General features: G+C 42.2%; 12 protein-coding genes, 8 tRNA genes and 1 rRNA gene. 4 read left to right on the top strand and 17 right to left on the bottom strand.

Annotated elements, in window-relative coordinates:
* Positions 1 to 121: 121 nt before the first annotated feature.
* Entirely contained in the window at positions 122 to 1,258 is a 1,137-nt protein-coding gene (locus ACFQV5_RS12800) for a phosphodiester glycosidase family protein (protein WP_379247329.1), read from the top strand.
* 466 nt (positions 1,259 to 1,724) lie between these two features.
* Here ACFQV5_RS12800 and ACFQV5_RS12795 read toward each other — a convergent pair whose 3' ends face one another.
* The 6 genes from ACFQV5_RS12795 to ACFQV5_RS12770 all read right to left on the bottom strand — a co-directional run bounded on the left by ACFQV5_RS12795 (position 1,725) and on the right by ACFQV5_RS12770 (position 7,094).
* Positions 1,725 to 3,251, bottom strand: coding sequence for a UbiA family prenyltransferase (locus ACFQV5_RS12795; RefSeq protein WP_379247327.1), 1,527 nt, complete (start codon positions 3,249 to 3,251; stop codon positions 1,725 to 1,727).
* 174 nt (positions 3,252 to 3,425) lie between these two features.
* Positions 3,426 to 4,184, bottom strand: coding sequence for a LamB/YcsF family protein (locus tag ACFQV5_RS12790; protein WP_379247325.1), 759 nt, complete (start codon positions 4,182 to 4,184; stop codon positions 3,426 to 3,428).
* Positions 4,177 to 5,175 carry a 5-oxoprolinase subunit C family protein gene (locus tag ACFQV5_RS12785; RefSeq protein ID WP_379247323.1) on the bottom strand — a complete coding sequence of 333 codons (999 nt, stop codon included), beginning with the start codon at positions 5,173 to 5,175 and terminating at the stop codon, positions 4,177 to 4,179. The genes ACFQV5_RS12790 and ACFQV5_RS12785 overlap by 8 nt, the downstream gene beginning before the upstream one ends.
* Positions 5,172 to 5,888 (bottom strand): 5-oxoprolinase subunit PxpB, encoded by a 717-nt coding sequence (gene pxpB / locus ACFQV5_RS12780; RefSeq protein ID WP_379247321.1) that lies wholly within the window; start codon positions 5,886 to 5,888, stop codon positions 5,172 to 5,174. Before pxpB ends, ACFQV5_RS12785 begins: the two co-directional genes overlap by 4 nt.
* Before the next feature lie 101 nt (positions 5,889 to 5,989).
* Complete coding sequence (locus ACFQV5_RS12775) at positions 5,990 to 6,514, bottom strand: methylated-DNA--[protein]-cysteine S-methyltransferase (RefSeq protein ID WP_379247319.1); 525 nt, start codon at positions 6,512 to 6,514, stop codon at positions 5,990 to 5,992.
* On the bottom strand, positions 6,507 to 7,094 hold the full coding sequence (locus tag ACFQV5_RS12770) for a bifunctional transcriptional activator/DNA repair enzyme AdaA (protein WP_379247584.1): 588 nt from the start codon (positions 7,092 to 7,094) through the stop codon (positions 6,507 to 6,509). The genes ACFQV5_RS12775 and ACFQV5_RS12770 overlap by 8 nt, the downstream gene beginning before the upstream one ends.
* 140 nt (positions 7,095 to 7,234) lie before the next feature.
* Here ACFQV5_RS12770 and ACFQV5_RS12765 point away from each other — a divergent pair, with 140 nt between their 5' ends.
* Positions 7,235 to 8,164, top strand: a complete 930-nt coding sequence (locus tag ACFQV5_RS12765; protein WP_379247317.1) for a DNA-3-methyladenine glycosylase 2 — start codon at positions 7,235 to 7,237, stop codon at positions 8,162 to 8,164.
* 113 nt (positions 8,165 to 8,277) lie between these two features.
* Complete coding sequence (locus tag ACFQV5_RS12760; RefSeq protein WP_379247315.1) at positions 8,278 to 8,451, top strand: hypothetical protein; 174 nt, start codon at positions 8,278 to 8,280, stop codon at positions 8,449 to 8,451.
* Positions 8,452 to 8,542: 91 nt separating this feature from the next.
* Here ACFQV5_RS12760 and ACFQV5_RS12755 read toward each other — a convergent pair whose 3' ends face one another.
* Positions 8,543 to 9,790, bottom strand: coding sequence for an anaerobic sulfatase maturase (locus ACFQV5_RS12755; protein ID WP_379247313.1), 1,248 nt, complete (start codon positions 9,788 to 9,790; stop codon positions 8,543 to 8,545).
* Between the two features lie 304 nt (positions 9,791 to 10,094).
* Between ACFQV5_RS12755 and ACFQV5_RS12750 the strand changes: the two genes are divergently transcribed.
* Positions 10,095 to 11,324: an aminopeptidase gene (locus ACFQV5_RS12750; protein WP_379247311.1), complete on the top strand. Its 1,230-nt coding sequence runs from the start codon at positions 10,095 to 10,097 to the stop codon at positions 11,322 to 11,324.
* Positions 11,325 to 11,402: 78 nt separating this feature from the next.
* Here the strand turns inward: ACFQV5_RS12750 and ACFQV5_RS12745 are convergent, their stop codons facing one another.
* The 10 genes from ACFQV5_RS12745 to rrf form a co-directional block, all read right to left on the bottom strand.
* Positions 11,403 to 12,677, bottom strand: coding sequence for a GNAT family N-acetyltransferase (locus ACFQV5_RS12745; protein ID WP_379247309.1), 1,275 nt, complete (start codon positions 12,675 to 12,677; stop codon positions 11,403 to 11,405).
* A 134-nt stretch (positions 12,678 to 12,811) separates the two neighbouring features.
* Positions 12,812 to 12,885: transfer RNA gene (locus tag ACFQV5_RS12740), tRNA-Pro, on the bottom strand.
* A gap of 14 nt (positions 12,886 to 12,899) precedes the next feature.
* Positions 12,900 to 12,971, bottom strand: a tRNA-Gly gene (locus ACFQV5_RS12735).
* Positions 12,972 to 12,978: 7 nt separating this feature from the next.
* Positions 12,979 to 13,063 (bottom strand) — tRNA-Leu (locus ACFQV5_RS12730).
* A gap of 15 nt (positions 13,064 to 13,078) precedes the next feature.
* Positions 13,079 to 13,154, bottom strand: a tRNA-Lys gene (locus ACFQV5_RS12725).
* Between the two features lie 20 nt (positions 13,155 to 13,174).
* Positions 13,175 to 13,251, bottom strand: a tRNA-Asp gene (locus ACFQV5_RS12720).
* Between the two features lie 13 nt (positions 13,252 to 13,264).
* A tRNA-Thr gene (locus ACFQV5_RS12715) sits at positions 13,265 to 13,340 on the bottom strand.
* A 22-nt stretch (positions 13,341 to 13,362) separates the two neighbouring features.
* A tRNA-Val gene (locus ACFQV5_RS12710) sits at positions 13,363 to 13,438 on the bottom strand.
* 138 nt (positions 13,439 to 13,576) lie between these two features.
* Positions 13,577 to 13,651, bottom strand: a tRNA-Glu gene (locus ACFQV5_RS12705).
* Between the two features lie 77 nt (positions 13,652 to 13,728).
* Positions 13,729 to 13,845, bottom strand: a 5S ribosomal RNA gene (gene rrf, locus ACFQV5_RS12700).
* Positions 13,846 to 14,163 lie beyond the last annotated feature (318 nt).

Raw genomic sequence — 14,163 nt, 5'->3', positions numbered from 1 at the left:
GTAACAAAACAATTTAGAACTTTATACCGACTAAAGCTACATTTTTTTCAATAATTTCCCGATAAAATCCTATGTATTTATATTTACACGCAATATCATTACAAAGGAGACTGAAAAGTACATGAAGAGAATTACCGCTTTAGTCCTATTAGCCATGCTAACTTTCGTTACCCCACTTTACGCTGCAAGTACACCGAAAATGTTGGCCTATGTGGATCACAACAGCAACTCTTTCATTCCAGTTGGAATCTTAAAGAGTTACGAAGGAATCAAGGTTCAATATATTTCTGCTCAGAAGAAAATCGACATCGTACAGGAAAAGACTAAATTAACCCTATACTTAGGCAGTAAAACTGCGTATGTCAATGGTAAGAAGGTTGCCATCAAAGCCGCTCCATTTCAAGAAGCAGGAAACACCTATATCCCACTTCAGATCATTAGCCAGCACCTAAATATCAAGCTCACTTGGAATAAAGATACTTCTTCGGTCGATATAGCTCATGGAGACACTTCTACGACACTACCAGTATTCTCAGGTAAATCGATCTCAGGACAAGGTTCTAAACCTATAGTGTCATCACGTAAGTCGTTCAAAGTTGGATCACGCTCATTTAGCACTCAGATGGTCACCATAGATCTGCTGCATCCGAAAGTCGTTTTGGATGTAGTTCTTGCTGGTAACCAAGTTGGTAAAGTCGAAGATTTACGCAGCATAGCCAAACGTAACAATGCAGTCGTTGCCATGAATGGTACATTCTTCGACGCCTATACATCTGGAACATACAAAGCACCATATGGTTATATTGTCGGTAAAGGAAAACTTCTAAAAGACAGTCCTGCCGATAAACGTACCGTATTCACATACGATTCGAATAATCTAGCACAGCTAGTACCTGGACTTGATTTTAAAGAACATTTCACCCAAGGAAAATCAACAGGTGCTGTACAAGCTGGCCCTCGTTTAATCGTAAATGGCAAGGTAGCTCTCGATGTCAAGAAAGAGGGCTTCCGTGATCCTAAAATTCTAACTGGCGGTGGAGCCAGAAGTGCTCTTGGAATTACGAAAGATCATAAACTCATTCTGTTAACAACAGGCGGAGCAACCATTCCTCAGCTAGCTGAAATTATGAAACAGGCGGGTGCATACCAGGCCATGAATCTGGACGGCGGTGCTTCTAGCGGACTATATTACAATGGATCTTATCTTACCGCTCCGGGCCGTCAAATCAGTAATGCGATTATCGTGAAATATAATTAATTCGTTAATCATTACGAAAACAGGGCTGTCCCAAAAGATCTAAGATCTTGAGGGAGGCTCCTTTTTTCTGTTGTCAGACGCTACGGGTACGAATCATTCCTCCCATCGCTCTTGTCGCCAATTTCTATAATTGGTCTTAGAAAAAGGTGAAAATTGGGGGACAAAGGCATATGCTTCCGATGTGAGCTTTCCCTTGGAAAGCTTTTAGGCGACCGCGTTCGCTTGTATGGAAACGCTTCGTCCCCTCCACTGCTTCGTGCATATCCATCTCAAAAGTCTAAAGTAAGCCGAGAAATCGAATCGGATGACCACAATACCGTTAAAGTGGGCGGTGATAGATCAAAAAGGTCAAAGACAGGTACACCGTTAGAGCCTGTCTTTGACCTTTTTAATTTGAAATGATTAAGGAACTATCCCTTTAGTAGAATAAATCTGCTTATGGGACAGCTCCTTTTAATCTCTATTATTAATTTTTAAATGCATTACGGAAGTCATTCATAACTTTCCGCTGTCTCTCAATATAGTTCCATACCCAGAAGATCAGCAATAGAGACGCTGCTAAATAAAGAATTGGGATGATGATGTCTAACTCAGTTAGTAGAAATGCAAATACGAGCAGTAAACCGTTGAACAGATGGTTAATCGCTGTGTGTGCATTACTTGGAATGATGTCCGCCGCATTTTTGTCATAATTCTTCCAAGCATAACGAATAGCTTGTAGAGCAAATGGCAAGGACAAGAACGCAAAATACAATGTATACGGTGCGTAATCCAAAAGCGGTAAAATCCCGATAATGACATATCCCGCAAGGAAGCAAGAAATCAAGATGTTCTTAGCTCTTCGTTTTCCGATACGAACGACCAATGTATTTTTACCTGTCTTAGCGTCAGATTCAGCATCTGGAAACTGGTTGATTAAAAGCACATTTGAGATAAATAATGCTACTGGCAGTGAAATCAAGAATACTTGAAGTGAATAAGTACCGGTCTGTACAAAAAATGCCCCCATCGTCATGAACACGCCGTAAGTTGTAGCAATTAACACTTCGGCAATGCCTGGTGCCATATTAATGAAGGAAAACTTACCTTTTTCACTCGTATAGAATAAACCGGCAATAATCCCGTACAGAATTAATGGCGTCAGTCCCCAACCACTAATGACAATTAAATATATACCGATAAGCGTTGCGATTACGGTTAAGAGAAGCCCAAAGAATCCCATATCGGACCGAGATATTAAACCAAGCTGAATCATCCGAGATCCGCCTGTGAAAGGCCTCATCCCTGTACTGTTCTCGCCGTCCCGCTCTGCATCCTTCCAATCGTTAATCATATTTGTACCCGCTTGAATCATCACGGCACCGATCAATGTAAGCAGGAAGATCCCAAAGTTCAATTGATGAGTGCTAGATAGAGCTAGAGCTCCTCCGAGCAGAATAGGAACTAGTGTAGCTGTAAGCGATAATGGTCGAACCGCTTCTTTCCATGCTCTCGCTTTAGCGCGAACATCATCCCATACACTAAACGATTGACGGTTTTCGCTAAAATCAAATACTGTTGGCGGTTCCCCTTGCAAGATTTCAGGAACAAATCGATATTTGACAGTAAAGGGATTTATGCGAATAAACTCTAATCTGTCTAACGCTCCAATCTCTGTGAATTGTGCTACGATCGGAGATCTTGTCTTCAGAAGCTCCGCTGCAACATCCCGCTCCCCTTGATCTTTAAGCACTTCTGCTCTACCGATAATCTCGCATTCTTCCATCTGTAGAAATTCTTCACCCTTGTGGATGAGAAGAGCCGTTTCAGGTATGTTGCTCCATTGGATAACCTTAGGGTCACCTTTCATACTCGTAACATAAATATTGAAATGCTCGTCCACTGCAAAATGCATCATCCGCTGACGTGGAGATCCCATATTCGATGTACCGATGGCAGCAACCTCGGCACGTGATAGAAACTCAATAACCTCTTCTTTACTGCGTAAAGCCATGATGTATTCCCCATTTCCGATGTAACATTATCAAACTATACTATTGTATTAGGAAAGAGAGAAAAAAGCCATGGAATTTTCTTAATTTCTTCTCTGTGAGTTGTTCGGTCGGATTGATTATATTCTCGCAAAAGGTTCTCCTATGTATCGTATAATCATAACAAATCACTTCTATCAATCCATCGCTTTCACAGTTATTCCTTCTTCTAATAGACGTGTCCGGAGCTGAGCTGCAAACACTGCTGCATGGGTGCCATCTCCATGAAGACATACTGTATCCGCTTGAATGGGGATAGATTTTCCTGAAGTAGTCACAACAACATGTTCCTTCACCATGCGAATGACCTGTTGTACAGCCTGTTCCGTATCTGTAATTAAAGCCCCTGACAACCTTCTTGGTGTTAATGTTCCGTTATCTTGATAAGTACGATCAGCGAAAACTTCATTCGCCGTACGAAGCCCGATTTGATGTCCAGCCTGAATAAGTGTACTTCCCGACAATCCGTACAAAATGAGTTTAGAATCCAAACCATGTATGGCCGCAGCTATTGCATCAGCAAGTGGCTTAGAAGCTGCCGCCATATTGTATAATGCACCATGCGGTTTCACATGGCGTAGCACCCCACCCTCTTGCTTAATGAACGCCTGTAAAGCTCCAATCTGGTACGTAACCATGTCAAATGCTTCGTCTGGTGATATATCCATATTTCTTCTTCCGAAGCCAGCGAGATCTGGCAATCCTGGATGGGCACCGAGAGCAGTCTTCTTATGTAATGCCTGCCTTACAGTAGCCCGCATAACCGAAGGATCTCCTGCATGAAAACCACACGCTATATTAGCTGAGGTGACGTGTTCTAGTAACACATGATCCATCCCCAGCTTATAGACGCCAAAACTCTCGCCCATATCACAATTAAGATCAACCTCAAGCATAAAGCTCCTCCTTTAATTTATGATGAATCATTTTGTGTAGAAATTGAATTTTATGGATCCATTCGACGTAAATCCTTTGTGCTTCTTCCAGGGCTATTTCGGAGAAACGGAGCGTTCCACCAGGGGGGACCTGGGCAACAACCGGGATATCAATACTTGCAATCTGGGCAATTTTAGGATACCCTCCATGCGTCTGCCGATCTGCCATGAGTATAATGGGCTGTCCGTCTACCGGTACCTGAATCGTACCGAGTGCTACTGCCTCCGATACGTATTCTTTAGGTGTTTGAAGCGATAATGGTTTGCCAGACAACCGATAGCCCATTCGGTCAGATTGTGGGGTTACAAAGAATCTTTGTTCAAATATAGACATACGGCTTTCATCATCGAAATCATCGAATTGATTACCTCGAATAACCCTGACTATGGGATGATCATGATACGAAGGGAATAAAGCTTGAGGAATTGACCATTTTCCTGCATAGAGAGGAGTTTCTACGTCAATGGAATGTTTTTTGAAAAGGCTCGGTCTAGTACGAATTACATCTCCTGCTTTTAAAGCCCTACCGTGAAACCCTCCAACCCCTGCTCGCATGTAAGTGCTTCCACTTCCCATCACCTCAGGAACATCTATGCCTCCAGATACAGCTAGGTAGGACCTGCATCCGTTTACTGGTTTGTCAAAAACAAGCATACTTCCCCGAGGAACAAATACCGGTCTCCACATAGGCACACGCACACCTTCGATCTGCGGAGAAAAGTTTCCTCCTGTTATTGCAATCCACAAATCTGTTTCAAATCGAGCTGTGAATCCCGACCAAGTCAATTCTAGAGCTGCTTCTTTCTCATCATTTCCGACCAACCAATTTGCTGCACGGTGAGAAAAGGGATCCATCGCACCTGATACCACAACTCCATACTTGCCATACCCCGTCCTGCCCAAATCCTGAACCGTGACGAGCAAGCCAGGCTTAACGATTTTGATGCTCATACTGCACCACCTTCCAGAAGATCGTATTCCGCTTCGCTTATCTGTTTGAACCGAATATACTGACCACCTTCAAGCAGAGTTGGCGGCTGATGCTCAGGACGGAACAATGTTAATGGGGTGCGACCGATAATTTGCCATCCTCCCGGTGTTTCGATCGGGTATATTCCTGTTTGATTTCCAGCGATTCCGATAGAACCCGCAGATATCTTTAACCTAGGCGTCGTTTTTCTAGGCGCTGCGATCTGTTCAGATATCCCTCCGACATAAGGAAAGCCAGGTGCAAATCCAAGTGCGTAAATGAGATAATCCTGTCCGGAGTGAACTTCAATTACTTGTTTCGGAGTTAAGTTGTTTAAAGATGCTACCGTTTCCAAATCAGGACCGAATTCACCACCGTAACATACTGGAATCTCAATCACCACAGGATTTTGCTCTTCTTGCAGCTCAATCTTATTCAAACGATCTTGTATAAGCATACAGACATCATCAAATACAGTACTGCATTCCTTAGTTTTCTGTATTTCAAGCAGATCATAATACACACTCACTGTCGTAAATGAAGGAATACTTTCGATGAAGCCTGGGAATGGATGTTCATCAATGTATCGGCATGCGGCATGGACTTGACGGTGTACTGAAAGATTAATTTCTTCACCAAAATGAATCAGTACAGCCGAATCACCCAAAGGGAGGAACGCTATAGGTGTGATCATAATTAGAGTTAACCTCCTTCTTATGGCATCTGTCTCGCCTTTTACTACATGATAGCAGAGAAGGGGTTGTACGCGATAATATAGAATGAAGATTGATACGGTTAAATACTAAAGCCCTCTAACTCCAATAATTTTGTTTTCATGTTAAGCCCTCCACGATATCCTGTAAGTGATCCGTTTTTTCCAATAACCCTGTGGCAGGGAACAGTGATCAGTATTGGGTTTGCCCCAATGGCTGCACCGACTGCACGAACTGCGGACGGCTTTTGGATAGAAGCGGCGATGTCAGAATACGATTTAGTGAATCCATAAGGTATTTCTTTCAATGCATTCCATACCGATAATTGAAATTCAGAACCTCGAACATCCATCGGTAGAACGAACTCCCTACGCTTCCCTGTAAGATATTCAAGTATTTCTTGAACATAAGGTCCGAGTTTTTCGTTATCCTGTATGAGTGAAGTACCTGGAAAACGCACATCGACCCAGTTCGTTAATTCATCTAGCGATTCATTATGCGATCCAACAAAACAAAGCCCGAGATCAGTAGCAGCAATATACATTTTCCAGTCCTGATTTTTGAGTAACGACCAATAGATCGGATCTACAGCATACTTCTTACCCATCAGTGTGATTCGCCTCCTGTTTCCGGTATTGTGTAGGAGTAAAGCCTGTCTTCCTCTTAAATAGTGTGATGAAATATGGAACATTTCCCAATCCAACACATAATGAAATATCCGAGACAGATAAATCAGTCTTTTGCAGATAGTGTTTTGCTTGTTCAATTCGCTTCTGTTGCACATATTCTAACGGAGTCATTCCTGTCACTCTTTTAAAGATTCGCTGTAAATGATAAGGACTCCCATGGCAATGTTCAGCCAAAATCTCGAGTGTGATCATTTCGTCGTAGTTATCGTTGATATAGGTTTTGATCTGTTCCACCCATTCCCGGTCCGGCAATCGTTCGCCTGTAGGCTTACATCGTTTACAAGGCCGGAAATGAGCAGAAAGCGCTTCTTCTGCATTTTGAAAAATCCGAACATTAGATTTCACAGGTTCTTTCGATTTACAAGATGGTCTGCAAAAGATCCCGGTTGTTCTTACCGCATATATAAACTGCTTATCATACCGACTATCGTTGTGAATGATCGCATTCCATTGCTCATCTGATGGATATTCTTCTCCCAAAGATTTCACCCTGTTCACCTCCAACCACAGTATACCCTTGCATGGGGACGTATGTCCGCTTTTCAGAATGTAAGAGCAAGATAATGAAATTTAGTATACGCGATTTTATGGTACAACTAATAGAGGGAGTATTATGAACAAATGGAGGTCTGCAGCATATGGATCAAGCATTAAAATGGGTGGATTTAGAGCAATACATAAAGCTTCCTGTTCCACTTGAATTCAGTTTCAAAGAAAACTTGAAATACTTGTCCAGATCAACCAATGAATGTTTATTACGTATTCATAATAATAAAGTCTATAAGGCGATTTGTCTGGAAGACAAACCCTATGTTATAGAAGTATCTGAGGATCCCGTAACACCGCAGACTATATCCGTTACCTTTCTTGGTCCATTTATACCCACTGCCTCCCATCGGATAGAAATAGCCAGACATGTTCGTGAATGGTTTGATCTCGATACGGACTTAGCACCGTTTTATGAAATGGCTAGGCAGGATAGAATTCTTAGAAGAGCTGTGGAATCCTTTTATGGACTTCGCAATATGGGGATACCTGATTTGTTTGAAGCTATATGCTGGGGAATTATTGGACAGCAAATCAATCTAAGTTTTGCTTACACATTAAAACGACGCTTAGTTGAAAAATATGGCCGAAATACAGAGCACGAAGGCGAGCAATATTGGCTGTTCCCGACACCTGAGGTGATCGCAAGTTTGACAGTAGAAGATATGGATGACCTGAGAATGACTGTTAAAAAACGTGAATACCTAATTAATATTGCACAACTTTTTGTGGATGGACACCTTTCTAAGGAATCATTGCTTGCTGCGATGGACTGCAAAACAGCTGAAAATATGCTTGTACGCATTCGCGGAATTGGACCATGGACGGCTAATTATGTATTAATGCGCTGTCTCCGGTTTAGATCTGCATTTCCAATTGATGATGTCGGTTTACATAATGCAATCAAATACGTACTAGAGTTAGAAACTAAGCCGACAAAAGATGAACTGCGAGTGATTTCAGCGGGTTGGAGGAACTGGGAATCCTATGCCACATTTTATCTATGGCGATTCCTTTACTAATGACTTACTAGTGTAGTTCTGAATTATTAAAAATTCATTTCTTCCACGATTGCATAATTTTGTGTTCATTCGAGACACTAATTCATGTTGTCATTACTAAAGGAGGTGTCCACATGAATAAATCCAATTCGAATGAACTGACAAAGTCCCAAGTGTATAACACCAAACTGAACAAGATGCCTGTTCCAGGTGAAGGATTAGACGACACAGAATTTTCTGCTGAGGAAGCGGCAGAGGTATTTATGAACAATCCATCCTCTGAAAAGGCTGCAAAGAAACAGCAATAACATAGTAAAGACCTCATGAACATTTCCGGTCACGGAAAGCGTGAGGTCTTTCTTCTTACATCACTCTACTAACAAAAAGCTGCAACATTAGCTATAGTTTACCGCAGCATTTTTTGAATTTGTCACCGCTTCCACAAATACAAACATCATTTCTACCCGGTAATGGAGCGCCTGATTTTCTATATCTCAGCAGCTGCTCAGCTCGAAGACGATCCGCGATTCCTTTCATGCGATTGTATGCATGTTCGTAAAACATTCGGTAACTTTCGCAGAAATAGTCTTTCTGACTCCGATCATTTACATCCAGCCAGTTCCGATTACGAGGACATCCCCCATGACAGAACTTCAAATATTGACAAGTCATGCATTCCTTATTCATATCAGGTTTCATCGATAAGAAAGATTCGTACACAGGATTTGTAAGCAGCGATTCTAATTCCGTATCTCCTATGTTCCCAAGTCTATGTTCCTCATCTATGAAAAAATCACATGGATAAGCATCACCATTGGACTCAAGTATCATCATTTTCGGGCAGCTTTTACGATGCACACACAGTTCCGATTCCTGATTCATAAGCACAGCTAACATATTATCAAAAATACGAATAGAAAAATCAGGATATCCATCGTTATACCACAGATCGAATGCCTCACATAGAAAGGTCCCATATGCTTCAGGCGTGATTCGAAAACGGCCAGGTTGACCTGATTGCTGTGACCTGAAATCCATGCAAGGGATGAACTGGATATACTCAAATTTTTGTTCACGATAGAAAGAAATAAGTTCCTCCGGTCTTGATACATTGTCCTCATGAATAACCGATAAGATATTAAAGTCCGCGCCTGCAGTCCGCAAATGCTCTATACCGCGCATCACCAATTCATAACTGCCTTTGCCCGATCCAGTCACTCGGTGTTGATCATGGATCACTTGTGGCCCATCTAAGCTGATACCGACTAGAAAATGATAGGTATGAAAGAACTCTGCCCATTTTTTATTGATTAGAGTGCCGTTCGTTTGTAGTCCATTACTAATTGTAGTGTATGGTGGGGCATACTGGGCCTGAAGAGATACCACCCTTTCAAAAAAAGAAAGGCCTGCTAATAGCGGTTCTCCACCCTGCCAGGCAAAAGAGGCCGTACCGTTCGATCTCTTCATATACTGCTTAATGAACTTTTCTAAAAGATCAGGATCCATCGTTCGGACCGGTTGATGTACTTGTCCACCGCATGTACTGTAATAGCAATAATCACAAGCTAAATTGCAATCTTCAGAAACGGTTTTTAACATAACACCAAAGCTTTGTTTCGAATCAGATGACTGAACACAAGCACTCATATGTTTTGTTCTCCCCCTACTCTGTTGTATATTCTGATGTTTTTCATTCTTCTGTACATATTCGTCCTGTTTAAATCATTTTACCCGTAGATCGTACTATGTTCTTTCAACACAAGCATTGAGAATAACTACACTTTTTCGGTATAAAAAATACTAATTCGTGAACTTTTTCCCTTCCCCTGAACAAAACCTCTAATCAAAAGTATAAGGTTCCCTTAATTTCATCGTTGATAGGGGTTTATTGATTAAACCATGGTAAGATATTTAAAGTAACAAATACATCACTTCATGGAGGAATATACATATGACTGTTTTTGAAACCATGCTAGAAAAATACGCAGAGCTAGTCATTAAAGTAGGTGTAAATATTCAACCAGGACAAGTTCTTATCGTACACTCACCCCTGGAAACCGTAGACCTAACCCGATTGATCGTATCCAAGGCATATGAAGCCGGTGCAAAATATGTGCAAGTTGAATGGGAAGACGAACGTATTACACGAATTCGTTATGAGAAAGCTCCAGATGACTCCTTTGGCTACTATCCAAAGTGGCAGGCTGACATGATGGAACAATTGGCTGAAGGCGGCGGCGCTGTGCTGCACATTAAAGTGCCAGATCCAGAGTTATTCCAGGGTATTGATTCATCTAAAGTCTCTACGGCTGTTAAGGCTGCTGCCGTAGCAAGAGAGAAGTATCAAACTTATGTGAGAAATAATCAGGTGAGCTGGTCTTTAATCAAAGCGCCGACACGTGCATGGGCGAATAAAGTGTTTGCCGATTTACCAGAAGAAAAGCGAATGGATGCGATGTGGGAAGCTGTTTTTCAGATGAACCGTGTAGGCAATGAGGATCCAGTAGCTGCTTGGCGGGAGCATATTAATGAGCTTAAAAAACGACAAGAATATATGAACGCGAAACGCTATAAGAGCTTTCATTACCGTGCACCAGGCACCGATTTACATGTGGAAATGCCGGAAGGGTACCTGTGGCTGGGTGGTGGAGATTATAATGAATCCGGCGTTTATTTTGTAGCAAATATGCCTACGGAAGAAATCTACACAATGCCTCTGCGAACCGGTGTAAACGGAACGGTCACGAGCACACTTCCACTGAACTTGAACGGTAGACTCGTTGAAGGAATCACCTTTACCTTTAAAGATGGTAAGGTGGTTGAATATGATGCAAAGTCTGGACGCGAGCATCTAACCTCATTGCTTGAGACGGACGAAGGTGCATCCTATCTCGGTGAAATGGCACTCGTTCCCTATGACTCCCCCATCTCTCGTTTAAACCGTGTCTTTTATAATACTGGTGTAGATGAGAATGCTTCCTGTCATTTCGCTCTTGGCAGTGCATACCCCGTAAATATCGAAGGTGGGACCAAACTCAGTAAGGAGGAACTGGTCGCAAAAGGTGCTAATGTAAGTTTGACTCACGTCGATTTCATGATTGGTTCCGCTGAACTCGAAATTGATGGAGTACTGGCTGACGGCACAATCGAACCGGTCTTCCGCAATGGCAGTTGGGCTTAGGAGGAACACATAAAGTCATGTATTAAAAAGACCCCGCGAATATCGCAGGGTCTTTTAACATTTAGCGTGGCCATACCTTTAAAAAGAAGTCGTACAAACAGGTTTAATACTCTTTCTAAAACATTGTTTCAACAGAGACATATCTTGCGGATCGCCAGATTTTATTTTTCCATATTGATACAACTTTTCTACATCCACTACACCCATTAACAGAGACGTTAAGTCTGATATATCTATCTCGATAATCGACAACTCTTGCGCTGCAATCTGTTTATCCAAGGAAACTATTACAGATTCATGGTCAACATGTAAATTGAAAGAGATTGGGGTTGAAGATGCAAATGTATCGGTGATCTTAAATTGTAGTGTTACAGGCTTTGCACTATACATAACACCAGCTGAACTAAGTTCAGTTATAAATTTGGGTATATCAATAATTTTGTACATCAACCCGACACCAGCAGTAAGGCTTTCATGAAATATACTGGGCAGGATTCGGTCGCTACCATTACGAGGATCACCGATCCAATGTTCGATCATATCATCTTGTGTTGTCCAGACTATCTGGTTAATCTGATCATTCTGTGTATGTAAAAAATTACCGAATTGCTCAAGTGCCTCATGTGTTTCATAAACAAACTCATGGATGACCATATCATGAAGAAAGAAGTTATCCGGGTTTATACCATTAAAGCTGAATGCAATGTATCCATGTAACTTACCATCTTCCATGTATCCGATTAGTTTCATCCCCGTTGTCTGGAACAATCGCTCTAGTTCATAAGGTGTCTTCAACATCATTCCATGAGTAGATACAGCATGTCGGTCACTGCATTCCCGAATCAGATCCTTATGAGACTCATCAAGCCATACTAATCCCTTCTTGTCAGTACTCTTAGGAAAGCTATCGGGCTTTATTCGGTATTGGTTCATTTTGGTGCCATATCCAAAACCCATATTCTTATAAAAATCCGGTCTAAACGGATATAACAACACAAGAGAACTCCCCATACATTTTGCATGTGCAATAAAAAATTCAATTAGCTCTTTAGCTGCTTTTTCTTTTTTGTTAAGCAAATCTACCGCAACCTGACCCACACCAGCTACTTGAATCATACGTCCATATAGATTCATTGAGTATTCATGAATTCTCATCCCGGCAATCAAACGATTGTTTCGAAATAGACCGTAATACTGAACATTCGACATTTTCTCTTGAACATTAGTCATGCGCAAAATCTGATGCTCCCTAAACTCTGAACTTGGGGTGACCCTCGCAGGGTATGCATTCATTGCGATATCTACAAAGGCCGGGATTTCATCAGAAGTAAGCTTTCGAATCATGTTGTTCATTTCAAGCTTCCTTTCTTTATTCCCTACAATATCAAGCTCCTTGTATTTTCACAATAGAAATATGATTCTCACATCATGAAAAGACAAAGAAGTGCAGGATTTATATCCTGCACTTCTTTGCTATATATTAATAATCGGGATGACACGATTTGAACATGCGACCCCCTGGTCCCAAACCAGGTGCTCTACCAAGCTGAGCTACATCCCGTTATTTTATGTAAAAGCGGACGACGGGAATCGAACCCGCGACCCTCGCCTTGGCAAGGCGATGCTCTACCGCTGAGCCACGTCCGCAAAAACATGGTGCGCGTGAAGGGACTCGAACCCCCACGTCGTGAAACGCTAGATCCTAAGTCTAGTGCGTCTGCCAATTCCGCCACACGCGCACAAGGCAAAACTAATGGTGAGCCATGAAGGACTCGAACCTTCGACACCCTGATTAAAAGTCAGGTGCTCTACCAACTGAGCTAATGGCTCTCAAAAGAGAGATATTTTAATGGCGGAACTGACGGGATTCGAACCCGCGGTCTCCTGCGTGACAGGCAGGCATGTTAGGCCTCTACACCACAGTTCCGCATTTAAAATAATGGTGCCGTCGAGAGGACTTGAACCCCCAACCTACTGATTACAAGTCAGTTGCTCTACCAATTGAGCTACAACGGCATATTCAATTTAGTAAAATTAATGGTGGAGGCTAACGGGATCGAACCGCTGACCCTCTGCTTGTAAGGCAGATGCTCTCCCAGCTGAGCTAAGCCTCCATAATAATACTGATTAATAAAAATAGTGGTGACCCGTAGGGGATACTCTCTCTTCGTTCGAGACTGCGAAGTATTCCTAACGATCTTGATGCTCCGACGAACCTTTGGGATTCTCATCCCCGAAGCAGATAAAATAAGTGGTGACCCGTAGGGGATTCGAACCCCTGTTACCTCCGTGAAAGGGAGGTGTCTTAACCCCTTGACCAACGGGCCATATTATAAATTCAGCAATTATTATTTTACTAGATTAATAGAATTCTTTGCAAGACTATTAATCAAAAATATGTATCGCTTGGCGGCGTCCTACTCTCCCGGGACCCTTCGGTCCAAGTACCATCGGCGCTGGAAGGCTTAACGGTCGTGTTCGGGATGGGTACGCGTGGAACCCTTCCGCTATCGCCACCAAACGAAGCATTTGAATAACAAATGCAGTGAATCAGGACTCAGCATCGCCAAATGCTGAAAGTCATTAGTGTTAATCTTAAACCACTTGGATTTAAACTAACCATTTTGACTCCCTGAAAACTAGATACGAAACGTTTTACGAATTTACATTTGTCTCTGAAGTACTCCTTCGATGCAAAGCGTAACGCTTCCGAAGCGAGTTTTCTTTCAGAAAACTTAGCATATGCTTACGAAGTAGCTTTACTTCGTAAAGCTTTTAGGATAAGCCCTCGACCGATTAGTATTGGTCAGCTCCATGCATTGCTGCACTTCCACCTCCA

The sequence above is a fragment of the Paenibacillus sp. GCM10028914 genome, from assembly GCF_042666275.1.
GTDB lineage: Bacteria > Bacillota > Bacilli > Paenibacillales > Paenibacillaceae > Paenibacillus_AQ.
Note: the sequence above shows the minus strand (reverse complement) of the source record. Positions and strands in the feature narration are given on the sequence as shown.

Bases quoted from the DNA above. Each gene is read 5' to 3' on its own strand.
- pxpB (WP_379247321.1), bottom strand. From the start codon at position 5,888: ATGATCACACCTATAGCGTTCCTCCCTTTGGGTGATTCGGCTGTACTG.
- ACFQV5_RS12760 (WP_379247315.1), top strand. From the start codon at position 8,278: ATGAATAAATCCAATTCGAATGAACTGACAAAGTCCCAAGTGTATAAC.
- ACFQV5_RS12795 (WP_379247327.1), bottom strand. From the start codon at position 3,251: ATGGCTTTACGCAGTAAAGAAGAGGTTATTGAGTTTCTATCACGTGCC.
- ACFQV5_RS12775 (WP_379247319.1), bottom strand. From the start codon at position 6,514: ATGGGTAAGAAGTATGCTGTAGATCCGATCTATTGGTCGTTACTCAAA.
- ACFQV5_RS12755 (WP_379247313.1), bottom strand. From the start codon at position 9,790: ATGAGTGCTTGTGTTCAGTCATCTGATTCGAAACAAAGCTTTGGTGTT.
- ACFQV5_RS12750 (WP_379247311.1), top strand. From the start codon at position 10,095: ATGACTGTTTTTGAAACCATGCTAGAAAAATACGCAGAGCTAGTCATT.
- ACFQV5_RS12785 (WP_379247323.1), bottom strand. From the start codon at position 5,175: ATGAGCATCAAAATCGTTAAGCCTGGCTTGCTCGTCACGGTTCAGGAT.
- ACFQV5_RS12745 (WP_379247309.1), bottom strand. From the start codon at position 12,677: ATGAACAACATGATTCGAAAGCTTACTTCTGATGAAATCCCGGCCTTT.
- ACFQV5_RS12765 (WP_379247317.1), top strand. From the start codon at position 7,235: ATGGATCAAGCATTAAAATGGGTGGATTTAGAGCAATACATAAAGCTT.
- ACFQV5_RS12800 (WP_379247329.1), top strand. From the start codon at position 122: ATGAAGAGAATTACCGCTTTAGTCCTATTAGCCATGCTAACTTTCGTT.
- ACFQV5_RS12790 (WP_379247325.1), bottom strand. From the start codon at position 4,184: ATGCTTGAGGTTGATCTTAATTGTGATATGGGCGAGAGTTTTGGCGTC.